Below are 23,187 nucleotides of genomic sequence, written 5' to 3'. Positions count from 1 at the left end.
CGACTCAAGGAGAGTTGCATGTTGAGGATCAGCCAATACCTGCGTGCGCTGGCCGGCCAGGCGCCTGCGCCCAGAACCAGCCCACCGGGCACTCACCGTCCGCCCGTGGTTATCTGGAACCTGCTCAGGCGCTGCAACCTGACCTGCAAACACTGCTACGCCACCTCGGCCGACAGTGTTTTTCGCGACGAACTGGATACCGCCGCCGCGCTGACCGTGATCGACGACCTGCACGATGCCGGGGTGAAGGTGCTGATTCTTTCCGGCGGCGAGCCGCTGTTGCGCGAGGATCTGTTTGTGCTCAGCGCCTACGCCCGGGCCAAAGGTTTCTATGTGGCCTTGTCCACCAACGGCACGCTGATCGATGAGCACAACATCGAACAGATCAGCGCAGCGAATTTCGATTACGTCGGCATCAGCATCGATGGACTGGAAGCCACCCATGACGCCTTCCGCCAACTCAAAGGCAGCTTCGTCCGTTCCATGCGGGCGATCCGGCTCTGTCGCGAACAAGGCATTCGCGTCGGCCTGCGTACCACCCTGACCCAGGAAAACCATCGGCAATTGCCCCAATTACTGGCGCTGATGCGCGAGTACAACGTGCAAAAGTTTTACCTGTCACACCTCAACTACAGCGGTCGCGGTAAACGCAGTCGCCAACTCGACGCGCACCAGCAAATGAGCCGCGAGGCGATGACGTTGATCTTTGAGCGCGCTTGGGCAGACATCCAACAGGGTCTCGACACTGATTTTGTCAGCGGCAACAACGATGCCGACGCCATTCTGCTGCTGCTATGGGTAAGCCGGGGCCTACCCGAACATTACCCGCGCCTGGAAAACATGCTCCGCGCCTGGGGCGGTAACGCGTCGGGCAGCGGCATCGCCAACATCGACAACACCGGCGAAGTGCACCCGGACACCTACTGGTGGCAGCACTCGGTAGGCAATGTCCGGCGCACGCCGTTCCGCACGTTGTGGCTGGATCAGCCGGATGCCCTGCTATCGCGCCTGCGCGAACATCCCCGTGCCGTCGGCGGCCGTTGCGCGCAATGCCGCTGGTTGCCCATCTGCAACGGCAACACCCGCACCCGCGCCTGGGCCGAGGGTGATTTGTGGGGCCAGGACCCCGGCTGCCACCTCAGCGATGACGAAATCGGTGTTACGCCGTCAACGAACATCCCTTGCATTACCCACTGAATAGCCCGTCCGGCCAACCACCTGACAAAGGCTGGGGCCGGCCAACCTGATGAAGCACCAAGGACGCCCCATGCCTCCATCGATTGCGATACCGGCCACACTTGAGTCCCCGTTCAGACCCGGTGAAGTCGCCCTGGTCGGCGCCGGCCCCGGCGACCCACGCCTGCTGACCCTGCGCGCCTGGAGCCTGTTGATGCAGGCCGACGCCGTGGTGTACGACCGGCTGATCAGCCCCGAGCTGCTGACTCTGATTCCCCTCGCCTGCGCCCGTCATTACGTCGGCAAGGCCAGCGGTTGCCACAGCCTGCCCCAGGAACAGATCAACGAACTGCTGGCCGACCTCGCCCACCAAGGGCAACGCGTGATCCGGCTCAAGGGAGGCGACCCCTTCATCTTTGGTCGCGGCGCCGAGGAGCTGGAGTATCTACTGCAACGCGGTGTCGACTGCCAGGTGGTACCGGGCATTACCGCCGCTTCCGGTTGCAGCGCTTACGCGGGAATCCCCTTGACCCACCGCGACCTGGTCAACTCCTGCCGGTTCATCACTGGCCATTTGCAACGCGATGGCGAGTTGTCGTTGCCCTGGAGCAGCCTCGCCGACAGTAGCCAGACGCTGGTGTTTTACATGGGCTTGTCGAACCTGGGGATCATCGCTCAACGCTTGATCGAAGCCGGGCTGTCGGCCGACACACCGGCGGCGCTGATCAGCAACGGCACCCGACCCGACCAGCACGTCGCCCGCGGCAAGCTGCACCAATTGCCGACCCTCGCGCTGGATTGTCCACCGGGTATTCCGACACTGACGGTAATCGGCTCAGTGGTCGATCTGTTTGGCGCAGAACAGCTGGAATACCCGGCGCGACTCTACCCGACCCAAGCCCTGCTACGTCGCGCCAAGGTGGCGATATGAGGCGCATGGTCCTTGCTCACCTGTTAGGGGTCAGTGCGGCCCAGGCCGGCGCAGCAGTGCCGGCACTTGAACACGCGGAGCAACTCTATCAGCAGCATTGCCAGAGCTGTCACGGCATCAACCGTCTCGGCGGCGCAGGGCCGGCGTTGTTGCCTGAGAGCCTCAGCCGGATCAAACCCAATGAAATTCGCAGCGTGATCCAGAATGGCCGCCCCGCGAGCCAGATGGCCGGCTATGCCAACGTGTTCAGCCCCGCGCAGGTCGACGCGCTGGTGGATTACCTTCAGCAACCGCCCGCCACGGCGCCCACCTGGAGCAATGACGATATTCTCGACAGTCACTCGCTGCTCGCGGACCTCAGCAAACTGCCCTCCACGCCCCAGCACGGCGCCGACCCGCTGAACCTGTTCGTGGTGGTGGAAGCCGGCGACCATCACATCGACATCCTCGACGGTGACCGCTTTGAGGTGCTCGCGCGGTTCGCTTCGCACTTCGCCGTGCACGGCGGACCGAAGTTCTCGCCCGACGGGCGCTTCGTCTACTTCGCCTCCCGTGACGGCTGGATCAGTCTGTATGACTTGCACAACCTGAAGCTGATCGCCGAGGTCCGCGCCGGCCTTAACACCCGCAATCTGGCGGTGAGCAAGGATGGACGCTGGGTGCTGGTGGGCAACTATTTGCCCGGCAACCTGGTGGTGCTTGATGCCCGCGATCTGTCGCTGGTAAAAACCATCCCGACCATCGGTCAGAACGGTACCGCGTCACGGGTCAGCGCGGTTTACTCCGCCCCGCCGCGCGACAGTTTCATCGTCGCACTCAAGGACGTGAAGGAAGTCTGGGAGCTGTCCTGGGCGGGCACACCGGATTTCGAACCCCGGCGGATTCCTGCCGGGGATTTTCTCGATGATTTTTCCTTTTCGCCGGACTACAAACAGCTGCTGGCCACGTCGCGCAAGGCCCAGGGCGGTCAGGTGATCGACCTCGACAGTGGCCAGGTGGTCACCGACCTACCGCTGCCGGGCATGCCGCATTTGGGCTCGGGGACCTATTGGAAACGTAACGGCGAGTGGGTGTTCGCCACGCCGAATATCAGCAAGGGGCTGATCTCGGTCATCGACTTCAAGACCTGGAAACTGATCAAGGAAATCCCGACCTTGGGGCCGGGATTTTTCATGCGCAGTCATGTCAACTCGCGGTATGTCTGGACCGACGTGTTCTTCGGGCCCGATAACGATGCAATCCACTTGATCGACAAACAGACGCTGGAGATTGCCCACACCTTGCGTCCGATGCCCGGAAAAACTGCCGCTCACGTTGAGTTCACCCACGACGGCCGCTACCTGTTGCTGAGCATTTGGGCCACCGATGGCGCGCTGATCGTCTACGACAGCAACACCCTCCAGGAGATCAAACGCATTCCGATGAACAAGCCTTCGGGCAAGTACAACGTGGGGAACAAGATTGAGTTTGCCGAGGGGACTTCGCATTAGGCCTTGTGCCCCAATACCGAAATATACATCGCACTTGTGGCGAGGGAGCTTGCTCCCGCTGGGGCGCGCAGCGTCCCTACAAACCGTCACTGGGTACATTCAGATTAAACGCAGGCGCTGGTTTTACGACTGCTACGCAGCCGAGCGGGAGCAAGCTCCCTCGCCACAGGTTTGTCTTCGCCCTTTAACCCAAGGTGTAACCGTTATCAACCTTCCAGTCCTGGCCGTAAACACCCCGAGCCCCCTGCGACAGCTGAAAAACAATCACATTGGCCACCGCCGCCGCATCAAGAAAATGCCCCGGCAACAGACGTTTACCAAGCGTGTCGGCAACATCGTCAAGTTCCCCCTCGCTCAACCCCAGGTTGTCCCACATCGAGGTGGCGGTTGGTCCCGGCGAGACCAGATTGATGCGCACATCAAAACTGGCGAACTCCACCGCCAGCGTGCGTGCCTGAGCCGCCAGAGCAGCCTTGCTGGCAATGCACGCAGCCAACCCCGGAAAGCTCGAACCGGTCAGGAAGCTCCCGACAAACACCACCGAAGCCGGGTTCGCCAATTCACCCCGCAACGCCGCCAGGGTGTTCAACGCCCCGGCGCCGTTGACCGCCCACTGACGCTGGAAGGCCTGCATATCCAGGCTGTCGGCCATCTCGGCGACACCCGCGTTAGGCACCAAATAGTCCACGGGGCCCATCGCCGCAGCGCGCTCGGCCAGTTCACTCAGGTCGTGCTGACTCGTGACGTCCCCGGAAAACCACTGCAACCGCTCGCCGTAGATCTGCTGCAAGGCCGGCAATTCACCGAGGCTCCGTGACATCGCCAGCACCTTGACGCCACGGGGTAACAGGGCGGCGCACAGCGCCAGGCCGATCCCGGAGCTGGCACCCGTGACCACCGCCAAACGATCTTGAAACTCGGTTTTCATCATGTTCTCCTGGGCATCACGGATGCCAGCACTGGGGACGTAGCGAGCCCTATCTTTGAGCAGGAGACGAAAAAACGACTTGACGGCGATCAGGCTTTTCAAACGATGTTAGTGTTGCTGCAGCAGCGCCGGAGTGATCTCGCTGAAGCGCAGCAAGCGACCGCCCTGTTCAGCGGCAAGCTTTTCAGCGGCCTCGCGACTTGAGAACGACGCCAGCACCACGCCCATGGCACCTTTGAGTTGGGTGCCGACCACGTAAAACGCATCTTTGGCATCGATCAGGTGGGCGTCATCCGGCGCGTTCCACGGGCTGCGGCCCATGTCATGGACATACAGTTTTGCATCGCCATGATGATTTTCCGGCTGCAACCACCAGCCGATCATTTCCGCCGTGGAGCAGAACTTCCTGACCCCGGCCCGCTCGACAACTTCGCCCTTGGGCCCGGGGAATCCGTTGATGATCATCCCGCAGACATGGCATTCATCACTGGGATGAAAGGCTGCGGCGGTGTCGCTGTAAGTGGCTTGCACTGGGTTGTCACAGGCCGTCAGCAGGAGGCACATCATCAGCCCCGCCACCGCGCGCATCGTCGTCAGATAAAACGTACTCATCGTCAACTGCTCCAAAACTATCAAAGTGAAAACTCATGTCGCCCGGCGACGAAACAACAACCAGGCCGAACCCAATGGCACCGCCACCCACAGCGACAGGCATAGCCAGAGCATCGAGCCCGGCATCGGCAAATCGCTGCCCAGCGTCAGCACACCCGCGGTACTGGCGCCGGGCTCAAAGCCGGAGAGGTTGATCAGGCGATAGATGTCAGCGGGATTGAGCAGCAGCAACCAGGGCAGCACTTTCGGGTTGAACTGCCCTTCGCTGAGTACCAACAGCGCCAGCAGTGCCAGGTCGAACACCAGCACGAAGAAGAACCACACGCCCAGCGCCAGCCCGGCCGCCGTGGATTTCTCGGCCGACACACTGCTCAGCACATAGGCCAGCCCCAGAAACCCCCAACCCAACAACATCGACGACGCCATGAACCGGCCAAAGGCCCAGAGCAGCAGGCTCAGTTCGACATCGTCCACCAGCACGGCGATGGCCAGCATGGCGCAGCCGAAACCGATCAGCGTCGCCAGCGCCAGGATCAACCCGTGGCCGACAAACTTGCCGAGCAGAATCTGCCCGCGACCCAAGGGGTACGTCAGCAATAGCAGCAACGTGCCACTCTCGTCCTCGCCGACGATGGCGTCATAAGCCAACAGCAACGCAATCAACGGCATCAAAAACGTTGCCAGACTGGCGAGGCTGGCAATGGTGGCGGGCACCGAGGTAAAACCCAATTGCCCGGAGGCCGCCGCGCCCAGCCAGGCGATGCCGATGGCCAGCACCGCGAACAACACACTGATTGCCAACAACCAGCGATTGCGCAAACCGTCACTGAATTCCTTGCGGGCCATGTTCCAGACAGCGTTCATACGGCCTCCCCGATTGGCGGCGCATCGGCCCGGCTCATGTAGTAGCGGTAAATATCTTCCAGCGACGGTTGATGGATTTCCACGTCGGCCGGTTCGTCTTCATTGAGCAGCTGGCGCAACAGCCCGAGCTTGCTGCCATGGAGTGTGGCCACTTCAAGGCCTTCGACACCCCACCGCTCGGTGATGTGCCCGGCGTTGTTCCAGCGTTGCTGCAAGGGCCCTGCGTGCTTGAGGCCGTTGGCGCGAATCAGCGTCGGCAACCCGGCTTCCTCGCGCAAACTGCGTAGACTGCCCAGTGCCAGCAGACGCCCCTGGGTCAGAATCGCGGCGCGGTTGATGTGCGCCTCGACACCGGGCAAGACGTGGGAACACAGAATGATGCTGGTGCCTTGGCTGCGCAGGCGATCAAGCAACCGATACAAGTCCTGAGTGGCGATGGGATCGAGGCCGACTGTTGGTTCGTCAAGCAACAACAAACGCGGCTCACCAAGCAGCGCTTGCGCCAGCCCGAGGCGTTGACGCATGCCCTTGGAGTAGGTCTTGACCCGCCGATGCGCCGCACTGGCCAGGCCGACTTCCTCCAGCAGTGCGTCCACTTGGGCGGACGCGGCGCCTTTGAGACGCGCGAAATGGCGCAAGGTCTCAACACCGCTCAACTGCGGGTAAAACGTCACGTTTTCCGGCAGATAACCGAGCAGGCGCCGCACGTGGGGATCGCAGGGCAAGCGACCGAACACCCGGACCTGCCCTTCGCTGGGCTGGAGCAGGCCCAGCACCAGTTTCATGCTGGTGGTCTTGCCCGCGCCGTTATGACCGAACAAACCCAGCACTTCACCTTCCGCCAGGCTGAGGTTGAGCTGATGCAACACGGTGGCATGCCCATAGCGCTGGCTGACGCCTTCGATGTCGATGACGTTCATGAGTTGGGCTCCTGGTTCAGGGGTTGAGTGGATGACTTCATCAGCGGATGGCTGTCCAGCACCCCCGGCGATTTCATCACCGGAAAGGCCCGTTGCACCCAGCGCAGCAACTCGATCCCAGGGCTATTCATCAGCAGCCGCACCTGCGGGTACAGCCAAAGCAGGCGGTCGACGTTGTCATTGGGTTCGTAGGCGATATCGCCGAGGCCATCGTTGTTGCGGTCCCAGCCCAGGTAATCGCTCCAGTAATTGCCGCGGCCATCCGCCGACCATTCCTGCAAGCGGGTGGCGACGTACTTGACCTGTCGCTGGTTTCCGACAAACGCGTTGTCGGCGATGCGGTTGTCTTCCGAGCCGGCGGTGAGATGGATACCCACGGCGCTGTGCTCGAAGTGGTTGTGTTCGATGCTGTTGAACAGCGAGTTGTAGATGAACAGCGCCTTGCCCTCGGCGCCGCTGATCATGCTGTCGCCGGTCGAGCCGTCGCGCACGTCAGTGACGAAGTTGTCACGCAAGGTTGAATAGGTGATGTAGTTCATCAGGATCCCGTAGTTCTGATCCTGTTCGGAGCGATTGCCGATCACCGTGAGCTTGCGGCTTTGCATCAAGGCGTAGCCGGTGCGGGTGCGGCGGGTGGTGTTGCCGATCAGTTGGTTATCGTTGGCGAACATGTAATGCACGCCGTAGCGCAGGTCTTCCAGGGTATTGCCCTGCAGCAAGTTGCCGTTGGAGGTGTCGATGTAGATGCCGTCGCGGGTGTCGCGCACCTGGTTGCCAATGACCTTGGCGCCATGCACGGCATACAGGTGAATGCCGTTGCCGCGATCTTGCGAGCGCATTGTCGGATCACCCTGAATGCGGTTGTCGATCAGGCTCACGTCCTGCGTACCGTCGACCCAGATACCGAAACCCTGGCCTTGCAGGCGATTGCCTTTGATCACTGCGCCATGGGCTTTGGGCTGGATAAACACCGCCGCATTCATGGCGGTGAGGTCGTGTCCCCAGTTTAGAAAGGTGCAGCCTTCGATGGCGACATCCGGCACGCTGATGATCACACCGTTGCCCTGCCCCTCCCCCTGAAATACCGCGCCGGGCTCGCAGAGAATCTGCATCGGTTCATCGACACTGAACGAGCCCCGGTATCCCCCCGCCGGCAGGTGCCAGCGTTGATTGGCGTCCACCCGCAGCGGCAACGAGGTGATGGGTTGCACCGCCAGCGCGCTGCCGGACATCAGCAGGAGCGCAAATGCAATGACCGTCACCGGGTTTCCCTTGCTATCAGTCATTGCTTCGCTCCTGTCGATGGGCAACGCTCAGGCCTTCTCGACCTTCATGCGGCCGACCATTTCCATGTGCAGCGCATGGCAGAACCAGCTGCAGTAGTACCAGTGCAGGCCGGCCTTGTCGGCGATGAAGGTGATCGACGAGGTCTGCTGCGGGCTGATTTCCATGCTCACGCCATGGTTGGTCATCACGAAGCCGTGGGTCACGTCTTCAATCTGGTCGATGTTGGTGATGGTCACCGTGACCTCGTTGCCTTGTTTGACGGTGAACTCCGGCAAACCGTAGGCCGGGGCCATCGAGGTCATGTAGACGCGGACTTTGTTGCCGTCGCGGATGACCTTGTTGTCGGTCTCCAGCTTGATCCCGTCTTTGGCGGCGATCGCCACCGTCTCGGCGAAAAACGGGTCGTTGCGGTCCCAGATCTTCTTGGTCTTGATCTGGTCGCGGCGGGCCATGACGCAGTCGTGGGGTTCGGCAAAGGCCGGGCCGTCATGCACCAGCTTCATTTCCTCGCCGGAGATATCGATCAACTGATCGTTTTCCGGGTGCAGCGGGCCGGTCGGCAGGAAACGGTCCTTGGAGAACTTGCTGAGCACCATCAGCCATTGGCCATCGGCGTCTCTGGTTTCGGTCAGCGAGGCATGGTTGTGGCCCGGCTGGTATTGCACGTCGAGTTTCTGCTTGATGTAGTTGACCTTCTCGCCGGTGTACGCGCGAATGGCCTCGTCCACGTTCCACTTCACCACCTGGCTGTCGATAAACAGCGTGGTATAGGCATTGCCGCGGCCGTCGTAGGTGGTGTGAAGCGGGCCCAGCCCCAGTTCCGGTTCGCCGACCACCGCATCGCGCGGGTCCTTCAATTTGTCGTCGAACAGATCATCCAGCTTCGCGGTGGCGATGATCGTGCAGGTGGGCGAAAGTTTGCCCGCGGCAATGAAGTACTTGCCATCGGGCGTCATATTGATCCCGTGGGGGTTCTTCGGCACCGGGATGTAGCGGGTGAACGTGCTGTCCTTGCCTTCGTTTTTACGACCGTCGACCACCGGCACTTTCGAGCCGTCCAGGGTGATGAACTTGCCAGCCTTGATCGCCGCTTCGATGCGCGGGATGTTGAACACCACCACCCAGTCGCGCTCGTTGCGCATCATGCCGCCCAGGTCGTAGGCCTTCTCCGAGTTGTAGCAGGTGGACGCCGCGTATTTGCCGGTGTAGTCGGCGTCGGTGTTGTCCAGGTTGCCATCGACAATGACCTGGAAGGCCATCTCCATTTTCTCGGCATCGATGGCGTTAAACATCGTGTAGCTGTTCTTGTCCTGCAGGTCGAAGGTACTGCCGTCATTGGGGTGTGGAATCACGAATTCGGCATTGGCGAACACGTATTTTGTGTGCGGCACTTTTTGCAGGCGCAGCCCGTGAACGGCCTGCACATTGGGCACGGTGAGCATCTTGTCGCACTTCATGATGTCCAGACGGATACGCGCAACGCGGCTGTTGGCCTTGTCGTTGATGAACAGGTACTTGCCGTCGTACTTGCCGTCAGTCATGGACAAATGCGGGTGATGGCAGTCGCCGTTCCGGAAATGCGCGCTGTCGCCCATGATCCGTTTGCTTTCGTTGGTCAGGCCCCAGCCGGTGGCGGAGTCGACGTTGAACACCGGTACACGCAACAGCTCGCGCATCGACGGAATGCCCATGATCCGCACTTCACCCTGATGACCGCCACTCCAGAAACCGTAGTACTGGTCCAGTTCGCCCGGCCCGACGTGGGTTTTGAGTTGCGCGTCCTTGGCCGCTGCCGCCCAGGTCTCACGGGTGAACACCGCACCACCGATGGCCGTGGCACCGGCCAGTACCGCACCGGTCACCGCACTGGTGCCCAGGAAACCGCGACGACTGAGGCCGGTCGATTCCGGCGCTTCAGTGGCTTTTTTGGACTCTGTGTCATTCATCAGGTGTATTCCTTGAAGGGATAAAAACGGTCACTGCGTACAGGTGCCCGCGGGGTTCATTCCAGAGCGTTCACTTCCACGACAGGTATCAGTTGCACAGCGGTGGGTGCCGGTTTGCCGCGCTTCTTGCGCTTGTTGATCAGCGGCGGGCATTTGTTCTCGTTGTGGTAAGTCATCTGGCAATCGAGGCAGTAGTGGCACTCGTTGGCATTGATTCGGCCATCGGGATGAATCGCCTGGATCTCGCACTCCTTGGCGCACAGCTGGCAGGGTGTGCCGCAGTCCTTGCGGCGTTTGAGCCAGTCGAACAGGCGAAATTTGCTCGGAATTGCCAGCGCGGCACCCAACGGGCAGATGTAGCGGCAATAGAATTTGCGGGTGAAGAGATTGATGACCAGCAGTGCCCCCGCGTAGAGGACGAACCACCATTGGCGGTCGAACTTGAGGGTGATGGCGGTCTTGAACGGTTCCACCTCGGCGAACAATTCGGCGGTGGACATCGACTCAAGGGAGAGGCCGAACAGCAGCAGCAAAATGATGTATTTGATGGCCCACAGCCGTTCATGCACCGCGAAAGGCAATTCGTATTGGGGGATTCTCAGCTTGCGCGCGGCTTCGTTGATCAGCTCCTGCAAGGCACCGAACGGGCACAACCAGCCGCAGAATACGCCCCGCCCCCACAGCAGAATGCTCGCAGCGGTGAAGACCCAGAGCATGAAGATCAGCGGGTCGGTGAGAAACAGCTCCCAGCGAAAGTGATCGAACAGCGCATGGGCGAAGGTCAGCACATTGACCACCGACAGTTGCCCCAGCGCATACCAGCCGAGAAACACCACGGTAAAGACCAGGTAACCTCGGCGCAGCCAGTGCAGAAAACGTGGCCGACGCGTGAAGGAGTCCTGCAGGAACAGGATCGCCATCAGCAGCAGTAATGCGCCGCCGAGCACGGTGATCTGAAAGGATTTCTGGTACCAGATGGTCAGCCACATCGGCCGACCGGCTTCCTCGAGGGCGGCCAATTCTTCGGCGCTGGGCAGTGGCCTCTCAAGGTACGGCTCGGGCAGTTGATAAGGCAGTTCGAAGCTGCTGAACGTGCCACTGAGCGGCCCGGTTTGACGACGCACCAGCAATTCCAGGGACCAGGGCGATCCCGGGTCGAACCGGGCCGGCTCGCGCACAATGAAAATCGACATTTCGGTGAATTCCGGCATGCCCTTGGCAAAGACGTCGGAGAGCCGCTGATGGTCCATGTCGCGAAAACTGATGACGTTGCCGAACTGGCGCAATTGCACCCGATCGAAAATCCCGCCACGCACATACCCCGAGCCTTTATAGGAAAAAAGCCCACGACCCAGCACCACAATGGCTTGCTCGCCGGGTTTGAGGTCCTGCATAAGTAAGCGATATTGATTGTCGCCCAGCAGCGCACGGCCGATGGTCGGCGGATTCAGGTCCGCGGTGTAGAGCTCGATAAAGGTCTCATCCACCTGATCGGCGGCGGCGTTTTCCACGCCTTCGGCGTCGGTGCCCTTGAAGGCGGCGTCGACCTGGCCACGGGTCAGGTTCAAGCGGCGGATCGCGCCGTTGCCGGTCAGTTGTTCCCAAGTGGTGGGTTCGAAAAAGACCTGGCGCACGGTGGCAGGCATGCGTGCCACACCGCCCGTGTCCTCGATCAGCTTGAGCGATACGGCCACTTCGTGGGCGGCGCGCATGATGACCTCGTTGACCACCATCGCCGTGACGGTAGCCCCGGCAATCGCATCGACGGTGACGGCCTTCGGGTCGCTGGAATGGCCGACGACCACCCGCTGGCTGACCTTGATGCCCTTGTACCTGGCGCTGAAGTCGTGAAGTTTTGCCTCAGGAATGCCGATCAGCAGAATGGGCTCATGGTGCTCCAGCACATAGGCATCCTGAATCGCACCAGCAGTGTCGAGGATCACCTGGGTATTGATCGGCTTGCCCGAGTAGGCAGGAATGTCCACCACGTCCAGACTCTGGAACACATAGCCGAGCACCTTGCCGGCGGCGGACAGCGTGCGCACCTTGAACCGGCCTTCGGGGGCGGAAACGGAATCGGTCTGAGGGAAAGTTTTCTCGATGCGCTGCTGCTCGATGTCGCCGTATTGCTTGGCTTGCACCGCCTCAAAGGTGGCGAGCATCAGCATTAGCATGACCACCAGCCCGACGCCCCGGGCGCGCAGGTTGCCGTGTATCGAAGGCGGATGGATTGTCATGGGCTCGCTGATTTCAAAAGGGCTTTCGGTCATGTTAGGGAGCGTTGCGCCCCCTGCCCTTGATTGAAATCAACTTGAGAAATTAGCCCATGAGGACAGGCGCCAATGACTCAAACCGTGCGTGAAAACAGGCCTTTTTGCTCACTACCCAGATAGGCGTCAAACGCCATCGCGGCACTGCGCATCATCAAGTGCCCCTGTGGTGACAGCACCAGTTCGTCGCAGTGGATCTGCAGCAGTCCGTCGCGAACATGTTCCTCCAGTTGGGCCAAGGCATCGGCAAAGTACTCGGTGAAGCGAATGTAATGACGCTTTTCATAGCGGCTAAACGTAATACGGCCATGGCACATCAGGTCGCTGATCACTTCGCGGCGCAGCAAGTCGTCTGCGCTCAAGCGGTAACCGCGATGCACCGGTAGCAGGCCTTGGTCCAGACGCGCGTAGTACTGGGACAGCTCCTTGACGCTCTGGCTATAGCTGTCGCCGACCTTGCCGATCGAGGACACGCCGAGGCCGATCAAGTCGCAGTCGGCGTGGGTGGAGTAGCCCTGGAAGTTACGCTGCAGGGTGCCATTGGCGCGGGCCAGCGACAGCTCGTCGTCCGGCAAGGCGAAATGATCCATGCCGATATAGACGTAACCGGCCGCGGTCAGACGGCGGATGGTCAGTTCAAGCAATTCCAGCTTGCGCTCCGGCGGCGGCATGTCGGCGGGACGAATCAACCGTTGTGCACGAACCATTTCCGGCAGATGCGCGTAGCTGTAGGCGGCAATCCGGTCCGGACGCAGCGCGATGATCTTGCTGAGGGTGACGTCGAAACTCTGCACGGTTTGCAGGGGCAGGCCGTAGATCAGGTCGACGCTGATCGACTTGAATTGCGCCTCGCGTGCCGCAGCAACCAGCGCATAAATCTGCTCTTCACTTTGCTGGCGATTGACCGCGGCCTGCACGTCGGGGTCGAAATCCTGAACACCGAAGCTCAGGCGATTGAAGCCCAACTGGCGCAGCGACTGAATTTGTTTGGTGCTGATGGTGCGCGGGTCGACTTCGATGGAAAATTCATGGTCATCGCTGTCATCCATGTTGAACGCCTGGTGCAGGCAATCCATCAGCTCCGCGAGCTGTTCGCTGGTTAAATACGTAGGCGTGCCGCCGCCCAGGTGCAGTTGAGTGAGTTTACGGGTGCTATCGAACAAGGCCGCCTGCATCGCAATCTCAAGCTTGAGGTACCGAAGGTACTCGACGGCGCGATGGGTTTTCTGGGTAATGATTTTGTTGCAGGCGCAGTAGTAACAAAGACTTTTGCAAAACGGAATGTGGATATACACCGACAGCGGTTTCGACGCGCTCGCCTGGTTGCTCTCGCGGGCTGCACTCTGATAGTCGTCAACGGCAAAGGCCTGATGGAACTGCGGCGCGGTGGGGTAAGACGTATAGCGCGGCCCCGGGCGGTCATACTTTTCGACCAAGGCGCGATTGAAATCAAAGGTAGGCTTCATGATCAATCAACTCGCAAATGGGTTAATGCCTCGCCCCGTCCAAATCCTTTTCAAACAGGTTGCAGATGGCATCCACTTCCGGCCGACCGGCGGGAAGAATGCTGATGAAACGGTCCGACAACTCAATCAACCCATCTCGACTCAATTGCTCCAGCAATGGCCAGACCGACGAGAAATACCTGGAAAAAGCCAGCCCATAACGTCTTTCGATGGCGCGGATATCCAGTTCCAGATCACACGCCAGCCGCTCCATGACCATCTGCCTGATTTGCTCCCCCGCCTCGAAGCGCCAGCCACGGCACGTCGGCAATTGCCCCCTGTCCAGTTGCTGCTGATAACGGTCAATGCCGTCGCTATTTTGCGTATACAAATCGTCAATCTGGCTGATGGCACCCAAACCGAAACCGATATGATCGCAATACCCGTGGCGGGTGAAACCCTCGCAACTGCGGCGTAAACGGCCTCGTTCCTGAGCAATCGCCAGATCATCGTCGGGTCGGACAAACTGGCCCAGCCCGATGTAGTGATAACCCGCGCAAATTAGCTGTTCAAAGCAGATCTGACGCATCGCGCCTTTAGCGTCCTGACTGCACAGCGCTCTGGCGGTATCAGCGCTCACTGGCCGATAGCGTCTTGGTGGCCGGGAATAGTCAAACACCATCAACCTGTCCGGCTCCAGTTCGATAATCGTCGCCAGTTTCAGCGCGAAGCTTTCAGGTGTCTGCCACGCGTGACCAAAACCCAGGTCGACGTTTATCGATCGATAGCCAAAGGTGCGCGCGGCATCGATGAGCGACTGGATCGGCGCCGGGTTCTGGTAACAGGCCACCGACCTTTCACAGTCGCTGTCAAAATCCGGAACGCCGATACTGACATGGTTGAAACCCTGGTCGCGCAGCACGCCCATGGTGGCCCAATCAGTTTGATAGAGGTCCACCTCGACGCTGTAGTCACCGCACTCATGTACGAGAAAGTTGAAACGGCTACGCAGATGACTCATCAGCCGCTCTATGTGAGCAGTGGAGAGTGTTCCACCGCCCAGATGAAACTGTTCTACCCGTTGATGCGCGTCCAGGTGGCAACTGACGAGGTCGATCTCCTGCTCCAGATGCTGGAGGTACGGCTCAATACCCTGGTGCTCGTTGGCGCTATCGCGAGGGGAACAGAGGGAAAGCTTGAGACTGGAGGGCAACTGCACGTTCAGGGACAGCGGACGTCGTTTCTGGCGGCTGACGCGCAACGCGCGAAGCAGATCCAGTGAGCCGATACCCTCATGGAATTTTTGCGTGTCGGCATGACAGTTGGGGTCGAGTACGCCCTGATCGCACCGGGCGATCGGCTCGCCGGGGTTGTGAAAAAAATCGAGCATGACGGATCTCAGAGGCTGGCTGCGGATCATCAGTGTCGGGGGTAGACGATCAATACGCCTTGATTTGCATCAAGCACAAGCAACGTCTTGGAAGAACAGGCCACCGTTCAAAGCCGTTCACCAGGTCAGATAGAACATTCCCTTGGCCAGCAGCACGATAACGACCATGTGACAGAACAGGCTGCCGTGGATGAACTGCAGGTATCGCGGGCTCATTCGGCCACTTTTGAACAAAAACATGGCCACCAGGAAGTGCAGCAGTACGCTGACGGCCACCGCGATTTTTATGGCCAGCAATGTGCCGAACGAGGAAGCCAATGGTGAGGCCAGGACTGGCAGATAGCGCAGCCCGACCATGCCAAGCCCCGCACCAAACAATACCAGTAGCACCCACGGCATCAGCGAGCGCGCTCGCCGGCCGATGCCCTGCTCGACCAGCAGCATGACCCTGGCAGGTAGCTGTTTGCGGATGCTTTCAAGGAACAGCACTTCGAAGAACACAGTGCCGATAAAGATCAGGGCGGCAAACAGGTGCAACGTCAGAAACAGCGGATAGATCATGGAGGTTTCGCCTTGAGTCAAGGCAACCCGTTACGGCACAAACGTACGGGATGTCGGTCTCTGGAGACTACAGAGCCGTCCGATCCATGTGGTTGACATCGATCAAGAAAGCCACAGCCCCCACACTCACCGTGCTTCATCATAATCAACGTACAGGAGCGACCATTTCACCGTTGCTCGATAGAAAAACCTGATTGGAGGCCTGTCTAAACATCGTGACCTGGTATGAACGCAGGTTCGGCTGGAGATTCCCCACTATCGCGGGCTGATGAACGCAAACCACATCGCCAACTACATCATTGAAAGCGGCACGGTGAACCAGGACTTCATCAATAAGCACACCCGGTTTGCCCTGGGCCTTGACAACATCGGCGACGGTCTGCGTCCGGACGACCCACGGGAACGCCCCCCTCTTGGCATGGCGGATTTCGCCACGCGTCCAAGCCAGTGCCCACAGCGAGAGCCAAATATTTTCTCATGAGAAAAGTCCAGGGCGCGGGCAGCACAGTGACAGCACCGGACAAGGCCATTACAATTTGATTAACATCTAGCGACTTGAGTGATTGAATACACCATGGAAAGTAAGACTGCGCGCCTCACTGTGCTCATTGATCCCGTCAAGAAAAAAGCGTTCGAGGAACTCTGTGCAGCGCAAGACCTGACGTCTTCGCAGGTTGTCCGTCAACTGATTCGTGACTACCTGGACACCCACGGTGCCAGCTATTCGACCAAGAGCAAGCATGCCACCGGCACCAAGTCATAAACCCAATACAGGCAGTTAGCTGCTAGAGGATCGACTTACCCTCTGCGAGAGTGAAAGCTTTATCCAGCGCGGTGTTGAAGTCGGCGTGGTAATGCTCCATGCCGATTTCTTGCAAGATACCTACCCTATCAAGCTTGTTGAGCACCTTCGCGTTCGCCTCGCAGAGTTTCACGACGATATTCCGCTTGTGCAGTTGCTGGATGACCTCCTCCAGCACCTGCAATCCAGTGATATCCATAAACGGTACGCGCTTCAAGCGGATAATCAGCAGGCGCGGGTCGGTATGGGTCTGAGCCAGGACACGCTCGAAGGTCTCAGCCGCGCCAAAGAACAATGGCCCTTCAATTGTATAAATCAGTGTCCCTGGAGGCAGGCGAACATGCCCGTTGGCCCTCAACTCGTGTTCTAGCTCGTGCTCGACGACCTGTTGCACCTCTACAGATGAGGCCATTCGACGCATGAAGTGCAACATGGCGAGAATAACGCCGATATTCACGGCGATCACCAGATCACTAAACACAGTGAGACTGAAGGTGATGAGCAGGATAGCAACGTCTGCGCGTGGGGCCCGCTGGACCATGCGTTTGAAGTGCTTCAACTCGCTCATGTTGTACGCGACCACGAAAAGAATCGCGGCCAGCGCGCACAGGGGGATGTTTGAGGCTAGTGGTGCGAGGAACAGAATAATAAGCACCAAGGTGACCGCGTGCATAACGCCGGCCAGAGGGCTCGTACCGCCGTTGCGGATATTGGTTGCAGTACGGGCAATGGCTCCGGTAGCGGCGAAGCCGCCAAATAATGGCGAGACCAAATTAGCCACTCCCTGACCGATCAATTCCTGATTGGAATCGTGCTTGGTGCCCGCCATGCCATCGGCCACCACTGCGGACAACAGCGATTCGATTGCTCCAAGCATGGCGATAGCGAATGCCGGACCAATCAAATCGATGACGCGAGACATTGTAACTTCAGGCAGGCTCAACGCTGGAAGGCCTTGAGGTATGCCCCCAAATGCGCTGCCAATTGTGGCTACCCCCTCGAAATGAACGATTGACTGTATCGCTGTCGCTACCGCCATTGCGATTAGCGGGCCAGGTACCCGTTTGAGTCCGGGAATTTTAGAGGCAGTAATGACCAGGAAAAGGCTAATCATCGCCAGCAGAGTGGTGGCGACATGAAGATCCGGCAGGGCCTGGAGCAAATGCCAGAACTTGTCATGGAAGTGCTCTCCACTGACAGCCGGCAAACCGAAAAAGTCTCTCCACTGCCCGACCCAGATAATCACGCCAATGCCCGCGGTGAATCCGACAATCACCGGGTCAGGGATAAACTTGATGACTGAACCGAGCCGTGCCATCCCCAGCAATAACAACATGGCCCCCGCCATCATCGTGGCGATTTGCAAACCGTCAACGCCATGCTTGGCCGTGACTCCCGCCAGAATCACGATGAACGCACCTGTCGGCCCGGCAATCTGCAGGCTGCTTCCCCCAAAGAGTGAAACCAGCAGACCACCAACGATTGCGGTGTAGATGCCTTGCTCGGGTTTGACGCCAGACGCAATGGCAAACGCCATTGCCAAGGGGAGCGCAACGACCCCGACGATCACACCGGACACTAGGTTGCGAAGCCAGTGTCCTCGCCCCAACAACCCCGCCTTCCATGCCTCAGCAATCGCAATCATGGCTAGATCCTCAGTGGATGCATGTGCATAATATTAACATCCAGTGATAATTTAAATGCCCTTGATCAACCGCCTCGTGCGGCTGGTAATTTTTTACAGTGAAAGCTCAGATGGAGCTGGCCGGGCATGCACTGCCAATACAGAATTTAAGAACGCGCGTAGCGTGGTAACTGACATGAATCGTAAAAATGTGAAAGACAAACATGCCGAAGGCGTGACTTTTGACACCCATGTAATCGCAAACCCGACTAACCCCAAGGAGTGGATTGTGTTCTTCAAGAAGGACGCAGGGAGAAGTTATTTCTTGGTTGATGACAACGAAGAAGTCGAGACTTTCGGGCATCTGGATGACTTGATCGCTGAGCTTCGAGACCTGGGTCTCAAAACCGCGGAAATCCACTTTTAGCCCTTGGATTGCGCCATGCAGACATGATCATATCGGTGAAGATCGAGTAGCTAGTCAGTCAAAGCAGAGCACTTGGGTATTGATGGGCTCAGGCATTCTCAAGGGCGTGGTGTTTGTCATGGCCATGTTGGCTGGTATGGGGCTGTTCGAAAGGCTTGAACGACAAAGACGCCCAGAGTCACCGGTTCCAATTTCCGAGAATAAATCCAGTTGATTTTATCCAGGAGCCAACCCTGTTCGCCTGAGGCGTTATTGTTTCTTGAGTAACAGCAAGAGTAGCGCTGTGGAGGCAATCACTGCCCCCATGAGGAATGTGCTGTCCGATCCAACGCTTTGCCATAACCCGCCCGCTATTACACTGGCCATCAACATACAGACACCGCTGACCAGATTGAAAATGCCGAAGGCGGTTCCCTTGAGTTCTCTGGGTGATTTATCAGCTACCAGCGAGGCAAGAATGCCTTGGCTAAATCCCATATGGAGTCCCCACAGCGCGACACCCAACATCATCGTGATCACGGAACTGGACTGAGCAAGTACAAGATCCGCCAGGACGAGCAACCCCATGCCCACACAGAGCAGCTTCGTGCGACTGACACGATCGGACAGCCAGCCGGCCGGGTAAGCGGACAACGCATAAAAAAGTGCCATGATCACCATCACCAGCGGTACCCAGGTGACCGACAGTCCTATCTGCTGCGCCCGCAATACCAGAAACGCCTCGCTGAAACGGGCAAGTGTAAACACCCCGCCAATAATGACGACCCACCAATATCCGGAGGAGAAGTCGTGAAGGACGCTCCAATGAATTGGAGAACGGAATCTATGTGTGCTGGAGGCCTGGGTAGATTCTTTTACTCCAGCGACAATGAGCACCACCGCTACTGTTGCGGGGATCACTGCAAACCACAGCACACGCTGGATATCTGCAAGCCATAGCATAAGCAGGATGGCCAGAATGGGGCCAAGAACAGCACCCACGGTATCCATCGACTGTCGCAGCCCAAAGCAGGCACCCCGGATTTCTGCTGGCGACACATCTGCAACCAAGGCATCTCGCGGTGCACCACGAATGCCTTTGCCGATTCGATCCAGAAAACGTGCGATAAAGACGACTTCAACCGAATGCGCAAGAGGAAAAAGTGGTTTGCTCAGAGCGGCTAAACCATATCCAAGCAGCAGCAACCCTTTGCGCCGCCCCATAAAGTCACTGATAGCGCCAGAGAATACCTTGACCAGCATCGCGGTCGACTCTGCAATCCCCTCGATCACGCCGACGGTCAATGCACTCGCACCCAATGTCGTCACCAAAAATACAGGGAGCAAGCTGTGTACCAGTTCAGAGGATAGATCCATGAACAGGCTGACAAAGCCCAGCGCCCAGATCGTGCGCGGAATACGAATAGGCTCAGCTTTAGTACCTGGACTTTCGCTACTCATCGTTTCGTCCTTTGCCCATCAGCACTGAAGAGAGACTGCGAAAATCAAAGATCCTCTAATTAATAGCGCAAATGCATCGATTAAAACGGTTTTCTGAAAATCCCCAATCCACTTCGTTGCCTGGTCACCAAGAACCAGAGCGTTGTCGTCAGTTCCCCTCCTCAGTCCCCGCCAAGTGTCCTCCCATACCTTCTCCCCTGCGCCCTATTCGTGCTGAACAATAGCGGTTTGTGTGTATCGGTGTGGTTGAACACCGCGAAGCATTGAAATCAACTCGACTTCTTTTTGACATTTTTTTCCCAAACGGCCTCGTAAGGTGCGTTATCCGGCCAAACAGGTAGCAGTCAATGAATCCACCCAGCTCTTGCGACATGGACGAAGCCATCCTCAGCCAAGCCGCTCATTGGTGTATGCGTTTACAAGAAAACACCTGCACGCAGGAGGAAAAACTGGCCTTTAAGGAGTGGATTCAGATGGATCCTCGCCACGCCTTTGAATACGCAAAAATGCTGGAAATCTGGGACCTCAGCGACCAGTTGCCAAACCATCAAAACACCTCGAAAAAGCTGCTGACTGATAGATCGACGCAGCAGAACGGCGCGCACAAAATGTGATGCGCTGAAACGGTCGCACCATTGCAGTGCAATCTGTTGGCGAAAACCGCTTTCCTCAACTAGGGTCTCTACGCAATCAAACGCCCCCGCTCATAGGTGGGACCCTGATCAAGGAGAGATAAATGCCGTCCATTCGCAGTGTCGAAAAAACCTATCGCGCCTGGTCGAGCCCGATCCTGTTGGAGCTCAAGGAGCGAGAACACCAACTGGACCCCGTCGCGCGCCAGGCGCTCGAAAACATCCTGGTAGAAAGAAGACTGATCAACCTAGGCAATCCGTCAGGCAGTGAGCGGCGCAACGCGGGTCGGGACAACCATCAGTAAACCGCGTCCGATGACCGGTACACATTCTGCCTTTTGCTCATGCAGACAGAAGTCCGAAATCCAAAGGAACTGGCACTACGCCATTAATGTCGTAGCGGTAGCACCTGGAGAATCGGATGACTCACACTCGCTATTTTCAAATCACCTACCGTTTCAACGATGACCGGCACGTTTTCGTACAGCCAGACACGCACATGAGTCACGCAGACGCATGGTATTACGCTTGCCTGCATTCAGGGCTGGGACTTTCATATGGGCAAAATCACGATCAACAAAACGACGAGGCACTTCGAAGTCACGCGCAAGCAGGCGGCCTGATCGATGTCAGCTGGGAAGAATTACCCAGTTGAAAAGGCCGGTGCGCCTCTTTACAGACAATCCTTCACGGCTTTGCGCATGGCGCCGGACTTGGCCCAAGGTGGCCCCTGATACAGCGAAACCCGACTGCCGTCCTTGTACTTGACGATATCGAGAATTTCATCCGCCGTGATGATGCTCGGCGCATTCAGCCGATAGCCATTGGAAATGCCGACCTGGGTCGTTTTCGGAATTTCTTTCTGCCACGCCGGCAAAATACACGCCGCCAGTTCTTTGGGCGGCTTGTCGCTGTATTTGCTGACGTTGGGTTCACCCGGCACCACAGACGCCGGCAACGAACAACCTGCCAGCATCGCCAGCGTTACTCCCCCAATCCACATCCGCATGACGCATCCTTATACCGTAAAACGCGAAATGTAACGCTTCGCCGGCCGGACATCCATCTATTGAATACAACTCAATGTGGAGCATTGTTTCCTGGAGGCTCTGGATAGGTTCTTTCGTTGAGATAAGCCATCCACCGCTCATAGGCTTCATGCTGCCATTGCGTGACCCGCTCCCACTCCGGGCCGCTCAGTTGATGCGCTGAAATCAGCTTCATCATCTCTGTGGTGGCGGTATCCAGGTCAACAATCAACTCATGGGCATGAAATTTGAAGTCATCGGTATTGCTCATAGAGTGTGGCCCCGCCCTGACGAAGTTCATTGACCTTCGTACGACAACCGCGAAGGTCACTCGCCCTCAACTTCCCGACCAACGGACGCACCTTCTATCCCGCGGGAATCTGACGAACAAACGTTACGCCGTTCTAAATGGAACTACTCTTTCTTATCGAGAGATTGCTGGAGGTCGTCATGTGGCTTAACGAAGATGAAAACGCACTTCGCCGTGACCTGCAAAGCGTTGCGTCAGATTTGAGGTGGTCGGCGGTCGAGTTGCTGCGCATTGAGCAACAGCTACGCCAGGCGGGTAATGAGGTGGATGCGCAAGCCGTTCTCAAGTTATGCGCGTTGTTTCAGGGCGATGAAGCACGCCTGGCGGGCTATGCCGAGGAAGTGAAAGCCAAGGTGATCAGTCGGAAGAAGGCTCACTAACGGGAGCACTGTCATGAACAAGTCGCTGTTCACCCTGGCAGTCCTGCTGGCGGTGGGTGGCTGCAGCACCGAGGAACATATTTACGGTACCCAGCCCTTGGTCGCCAAAGTCCAGACCGGGATGAGCAAGAATCAAGTGCAGCAGATCGGCGGTCAACCGGTCTCGATCACCGACCGCACGGTGCAGCCTGGCAGTTGTTTTGACTACACATTGACGCACGCGGACCAGCATCAATCGTACAACGTCAGCTTCGATGGCAACGGCAAGGTCGACCACAAAAGCTTCATGACTTGCGCGCAATGGAGTCACGTTCAACAGAAAGCCAGGGAACCCTCACACTCAAGCGGTGGCGGAGGCTACTGAGCGAACTAGCCGGCAACAGGCTTGTTGCAGGTATCCCGCCATTTATCGGCGAAGGTGTTGATTGCCTGGCTTTTCTGCGCTTGAGAATCGCGAACGGGCTGGCTGTACGCTTCGTTGATCAACATTGCTCCCAACGTGTCGTGGTCGGGGTTGCCCGATTTTATGGCGAGCAAACTGGCTTTCGATTCGCCGTTTTGACGAGACTGCATGATCGATCCGGCCAATACACGGAACGCTTCGCAGACCTGCGGGTTGGTTTTAATTTCGCCCAACGCCTGGGCTTGAGCCGGGCTTGCGCAAGCCCAACTTATTGCAGACACCAAGGCCAGAGACATCCAGCGCCCTTTCAACATGGGTTCC

The 23,187-nt window shown here is 58.2% G+C and carries 26 protein-coding genes; 11 read left to right on the top strand and 15 right to left on the bottom strand.

Going from position 1 to position 23,187, the window contains the following annotated elements; all coding sequences use genetic code 11:
- Positions 1–18 precede the first annotated feature (18 nt).
- From nirJ to D882_RS0112960, 3 genes are all read left to right on the top strand, one after another.
- On the top strand, positions 19–1,197 hold the full coding sequence (nirJ, locus tag D882_RS0112970) for a heme d1 biosynthesis radical SAM protein NirJ (RefSeq protein ID WP_027923656.1): 1,179 nt from the start codon (positions 19–21) through the stop codon (positions 1,195–1,197).
- Between the two features lie 70 nt (positions 1,198–1,267).
- A complete protein-coding gene (cobA, locus tag D882_RS0112965) occupies positions 1,268–2,107 on the top strand; it encodes a uroporphyrinogen-III C-methyltransferase (protein WP_027923655.1) in 840 nt (279 codons plus the stop codon).
- Positions 2,104–3,597, top strand: coding sequence for a cytochrome D1 domain-containing protein (locus D882_RS0112960; RefSeq protein WP_027923654.1), 1,494 nt, complete (start codon positions 2,104–2,106; stop codon positions 3,595–3,597). Before cobA ends, D882_RS0112960 begins: the two co-directional genes overlap by 4 nt.
- A gap of 184 nt (positions 3,598–3,781) precedes the next feature.
- On the opposite strand, the gene D882_RS0112955 is transcribed toward D882_RS0112960, so the two are convergent.
- The 10 genes from D882_RS0112955 to D882_RS0112910 all read right to left on the bottom strand — a co-directional run bounded on the left by D882_RS0112955 (position 3,782) and on the right by D882_RS0112910 (position 15,820).
- Positions 3,782–4,525 (bottom strand): SDR family NAD(P)-dependent oxidoreductase, encoded by a 744-nt coding sequence (locus tag D882_RS0112955; RefSeq protein ID WP_027923653.1) that lies wholly within the window; start codon positions 4,523–4,525, stop codon positions 3,782–3,784.
- 108 nt (positions 4,526–4,633) lie between these two features.
- Positions 4,634–5,137: a nitrous oxide reductase accessory protein NosL gene (locus D882_RS0112950; RefSeq protein WP_027923652.1), complete on the bottom strand. Its 504-nt coding sequence runs from the start codon at positions 5,135–5,137 to the stop codon at positions 4,634–4,636.
- Between the two features lie 33 nt (positions 5,138–5,170).
- Positions 5,171–6,001: an ABC transporter permease gene (locus D882_RS0112945; protein WP_027923651.1), complete on the bottom strand. Its 831-nt coding sequence runs from the start codon at positions 5,999–6,001 to the stop codon at positions 5,171–5,173.
- Positions 5,998–6,921, bottom strand: a complete 924-nt coding sequence (locus D882_RS0112940) for an ABC transporter ATP-binding protein (RefSeq protein ID WP_027923650.1) — start codon at positions 6,919–6,921, stop codon at positions 5,998–6,000. Before D882_RS0112940 ends, D882_RS0112945 begins: the two co-directional genes overlap by 4 nt.
- Complete coding sequence (locus D882_RS0112935) at positions 6,918–8,207, bottom strand: nitrous oxide reductase family maturation protein NosD (RefSeq protein WP_027923649.1); 1,290 nt, start codon at positions 8,205–8,207, stop codon at positions 6,918–6,920. Before D882_RS0112935 ends, D882_RS0112940 begins: the two co-directional genes overlap by 4 nt.
- A gap of 27 nt (positions 8,208–8,234) precedes the next feature.
- Entirely contained in the window at positions 8,235–10,157 is a 1,923-nt protein-coding gene (gene nosZ, locus D882_RS0112930; RefSeq protein ID WP_371258948.1) for a TAT-dependent nitrous-oxide reductase, read from the bottom strand.
- 53 nt (positions 10,158–10,210) lie between these two features.
- Entirely contained in the window at positions 10,211–12,391 is a 2,181-nt protein-coding gene (gene nosR / locus D882_RS0112925) for a transcriptional regulator NosR (RefSeq protein WP_256218394.1), read from the bottom strand.
- A 110-nt stretch (positions 12,392–12,501) separates the two neighbouring features.
- On the bottom strand, positions 12,502–13,890 hold the full coding sequence (gene hemN / locus D882_RS0112920) for an oxygen-independent coproporphyrinogen III oxidase (RefSeq protein WP_027923646.1): 1,389 nt from the start codon (positions 13,888–13,890) through the stop codon (positions 12,502–12,504).
- A 22-nt stretch (positions 13,891–13,912) separates the two neighbouring features.
- Positions 13,913–15,259, bottom strand: a complete 1,347-nt coding sequence (locus tag D882_RS0112915) for a coproporphyrinogen III oxidase (RefSeq protein WP_027923645.1) — start codon at positions 15,257–15,259, stop codon at positions 13,913–13,915.
- Between the two features lie 117 nt (positions 15,260–15,376).
- Complete coding sequence (locus D882_RS0112910; protein ID WP_027923644.1) at positions 15,377–15,820, bottom strand: CopD family copper resistance protein; 444 nt, start codon at positions 15,818–15,820, stop codon at positions 15,377–15,379.
- A 268-nt stretch (positions 15,821–16,088) separates the two neighbouring features.
- On the opposite strand from D882_RS0112910, the gene D882_RS0112905 reads away from it, so the two are divergent.
- Together D882_RS0112905 and D882_RS0112900 are read left to right on the top strand one after the other, a co-directional pair.
- On the top strand, positions 16,089–16,301 hold the full coding sequence (locus D882_RS0112905) for a hypothetical protein (protein ID WP_027923643.1): 213 nt from the start codon (positions 16,089–16,091) through the stop codon (positions 16,299–16,301).
- A 93-nt stretch (positions 16,302–16,394) separates the two neighbouring features.
- Entirely contained in the window at positions 16,395–16,583 is a 189-nt protein-coding gene (locus tag D882_RS0112900; RefSeq protein WP_027923642.1) for a ribbon-helix-helix protein, CopG family, read from the top strand.
- Between the two features lie 22 nt (positions 16,584–16,605).
- Here the strand turns inward: D882_RS0112900 and D882_RS0112895 are convergent, their stop codons facing one another.
- Complete coding sequence (locus D882_RS0112895; protein WP_027923641.1) at positions 16,606–18,267, bottom strand: SulP family inorganic anion transporter; 1,662 nt, start codon at positions 18,265–18,267, stop codon at positions 16,606–16,608.
- Positions 18,268–18,442: 175 nt separating this feature from the next.
- Here D882_RS0112895 and D882_RS0112890 point away from each other — a divergent pair, with 175 nt between their 5' ends.
- Positions 18,443–18,673, top strand: coding sequence for a hypothetical protein (locus D882_RS0112890; RefSeq protein WP_027923640.1), 231 nt, complete (start codon positions 18,443–18,445; stop codon positions 18,671–18,673).
- 249 nt (positions 18,674–18,922) lie between these two features.
- Here D882_RS0112890 and D882_RS0112885 read toward each other — a convergent pair whose 3' ends face one another.
- On the bottom strand, positions 18,923–20,113 hold the full coding sequence (locus tag D882_RS0112885; RefSeq protein WP_027923639.1) for an MFS transporter: 1,191 nt from the start codon (positions 20,111–20,113) through the stop codon (positions 18,923–18,925).
- Between the two features lie 347 nt (positions 20,114–20,460).
- Between D882_RS0112885 and D882_RS0112880 the strand changes: the two genes are divergently transcribed.
- The 3 genes from D882_RS0112880 (at position 20,461) to D882_RS1000000132030 (ending at position 21,400) form a co-directional block, all read left to right on the top strand.
- Positions 20,461–20,727, top strand: coding sequence for a DUF4880 domain-containing protein (locus tag D882_RS0112880; protein WP_027923638.1), 267 nt, complete (start codon positions 20,461–20,463; stop codon positions 20,725–20,727).
- A 122-nt stretch (positions 20,728–20,849) separates the two neighbouring features.
- Complete coding sequence (locus D882_RS0112875; RefSeq protein ID WP_027923637.1) at positions 20,850–21,050, top strand: hypothetical protein; 201 nt, start codon at positions 20,850–20,852, stop codon at positions 21,048–21,050.
- A 116-nt stretch (positions 21,051–21,166) separates the two neighbouring features.
- Complete coding sequence (locus tag D882_RS1000000132030; protein ID WP_027923636.1) at positions 21,167–21,400, top strand: DUF6555 family protein; 234 nt, start codon at positions 21,167–21,169, stop codon at positions 21,398–21,400.
- Between the two features lie 18 nt (positions 21,401–21,418).
- Here D882_RS1000000132030 and D882_RS0112865 read toward each other — a convergent pair whose 3' ends face one another.
- On the bottom strand, positions 21,419–21,754 hold the full coding sequence (locus D882_RS0112865; protein ID WP_027923635.1) for a hypothetical protein: 336 nt from the start codon (positions 21,752–21,754) through the stop codon (positions 21,419–21,421).
- 71 nt (positions 21,755–21,825) lie between these two features.
- Positions 21,826–22,044: a hypothetical protein gene (locus D882_RS0112860; protein ID WP_027923634.1), complete on the bottom strand. Its 219-nt coding sequence runs from the start codon at positions 22,042–22,044 to the stop codon at positions 21,826–21,828.
- A 179-nt stretch (positions 22,045–22,223) separates the two neighbouring features.
- Here D882_RS0112860 and D882_RS0112855 point away from each other — a divergent pair, with 179 nt between their 5' ends.
- Both D882_RS0112855 and osmE read left to right on the top strand, forming a co-directional pair.
- The gene (locus D882_RS0112855; protein WP_027923633.1) at positions 22,224–22,463 is read left to right on the top strand and encodes a hypothetical protein; all 240 of its coding nucleotides are present in this window, start codon (positions 22,224–22,226) and stop codon (positions 22,461–22,463) included.
- A 13-nt stretch (positions 22,464–22,476) separates the two neighbouring features.
- Positions 22,477–22,827, top strand: a complete 351-nt coding sequence (osmE, locus tag D882_RS0112850; protein WP_027923632.1) for an osmotically-inducible lipoprotein OsmE — start codon at positions 22,477–22,479, stop codon at positions 22,825–22,827.
- 5 nt (positions 22,828–22,832) lie between these two features.
- On the opposite strand, the gene D882_RS0112845 is transcribed toward osmE, so the two are convergent.
- Positions 22,833–23,180: a hypothetical protein gene (locus D882_RS0112845; RefSeq protein ID WP_027923631.1), complete on the bottom strand. Its 348-nt coding sequence runs from the start codon at positions 23,178–23,180 to the stop codon at positions 22,833–22,835.
- Positions 23,181–23,187: the final 7 nt, after the last annotated feature.

The organism is Pseudomonas sp. URMO17WK12:I12 (assembly GCF_000514395.1).
Classification (GTDB): domain Bacteria; phylum Pseudomonadota; class Gammaproteobacteria; order Pseudomonadales; family Pseudomonadaceae; genus Aquipseudomonas; species Aquipseudomonas mucoides.
This window is presented reverse-complemented; position numbering and strand designations above follow the sequence as displayed.

Bases quoted from the DNA above. Each gene is read 5' to 3' on its own strand.
- D882_RS0112935 (WP_027923649.1), bottom strand. From the start codon at position 8,207: ATGACTGATAGCAAGGGAAACCCGGTGACGGTCATTGCATTTGCGCTC.
- D882_RS0112865 (WP_027923635.1), bottom strand. From the start codon at position 21,754: ATGCGGATGTGGATTGGGGGAGTAACGCTGGCGATGCTGGCAGGTTGT.
- D882_RS0112940 (WP_027923650.1), bottom strand. From the start codon at position 6,921: ATGAACGTCATCGACATCGAAGGCGTCAGCCAGCGCTATGGGCATGCC.
- D882_RS0112915 (WP_027923645.1), bottom strand. From the start codon at position 15,259: ATGCTCGATTTTTTTCACAACCCCGGCGAGCCGATCGCCCGGTGCGAT.
- D882_RS0112875 (WP_027923637.1), top strand. From the start codon at position 20,850: ATGCCGTCCATTCGCAGTGTCGAAAAAACCTATCGCGCCTGGTCGAGC.
- D882_RS0112945 (WP_027923651.1), bottom strand. From the start codon at position 6,001: ATGAACGCTGTCTGGAACATGGCCCGCAAGGAATTCAGTGACGGTTTG.
- D882_RS0112845 (WP_027923631.1), bottom strand. From the start codon at position 23,180: ATGTTGAAAGGGCGCTGGATGTCTCTGGCCTTGGTGTCTGCAATAAGT.
- D882_RS0112955 (WP_027923653.1), bottom strand. From the start codon at position 4,525: ATGAAAACCGAGTTTCAAGATCGTTTGGCGGTGGTCACGGGTGCCAGC.
- D882_RS0112905 (WP_027923643.1), top strand. From the start codon at position 16,089: ATGAACGCAAACCACATCGCCAACTACATCATTGAAAGCGGCACGGTG.
- D882_RS0112895 (WP_027923641.1), bottom strand. From the start codon at position 18,267: ATGATTGCGATTGCTGAGGCATGGAAGGCGGGGTTGTTGGGGCGAGGA.
- D882_RS0112855 (WP_027923633.1), top strand. From the start codon at position 22,224: ATGTGGCTTAACGAAGATGAAAACGCACTTCGCCGTGACCTGCAAAGC.
- D882_RS0112890 (WP_027923640.1), top strand. From the start codon at position 18,443: ATGAATCGTAAAAATGTGAAAGACAAACATGCCGAAGGCGTGACTTTT.
- D882_RS0112910 (WP_027923644.1), bottom strand. From the start codon at position 15,820: ATGATCTATCCGCTGTTTCTGACGTTGCACCTGTTTGCCGCCCTGATC.
- D882_RS0112885 (WP_027923639.1), bottom strand. From the start codon at position 20,113: ATGAGTAGCGAAAGTCCAGGTACTAAAGCTGAGCCTATTCGTATTCCG.
- nirJ (WP_027923656.1), top strand. From the start codon at position 19: ATGTTGAGGATCAGCCAATACCTGCGTGCGCTGGCCGGCCAGGCGCCT.
- D882_RS1000000132030 (WP_027923636.1), top strand. From the start codon at position 21,167: ATGACTCACACTCGCTATTTTCAAATCACCTACCGTTTCAACGATGAC.
- cobA (WP_027923655.1), top strand. From the start codon at position 1,268: ATGCCTCCATCGATTGCGATACCGGCCACACTTGAGTCCCCGTTCAGA.
- D882_RS0112880 (WP_027923638.1), top strand. From the start codon at position 20,461: ATGAATCCACCCAGCTCTTGCGACATGGACGAAGCCATCCTCAGCCAA.
- nosR (WP_256218394.1), bottom strand. From the start codon at position 12,391: ATGACAATCCATCCGCCTTCGATACACGGCAACCTGCGCGCCCGGGGC.
- D882_RS0112950 (WP_027923652.1), bottom strand. From the start codon at position 5,137: ATGAGTACGTTTTATCTGACGACGATGCGCGCGGTGGCGGGGCTGATG.
- D882_RS0112960 (WP_027923654.1), top strand. From the start codon at position 2,104: ATGAGGCGCATGGTCCTTGCTCACCTGTTAGGGGTCAGTGCGGCCCAG.
- osmE (WP_027923632.1), top strand. From the start codon at position 22,477: ATGAACAAGTCGCTGTTCACCCTGGCAGTCCTGCTGGCGGTGGGTGGC.
- D882_RS0112900 (WP_027923642.1), top strand. From the start codon at position 16,395: ATGGAAAGTAAGACTGCGCGCCTCACTGTGCTCATTGATCCCGTCAAG.
- hemN (WP_027923646.1), bottom strand. From the start codon at position 13,890: ATGAAGCCTACCTTTGATTTCAATCGCGCCTTGGTCGAAAAGTATGAC.
- D882_RS0112860 (WP_027923634.1), bottom strand. From the start codon at position 22,044: ATGAGCAATACCGATGACTTCAAATTTCATGCCCATGAGTTGATTGTT.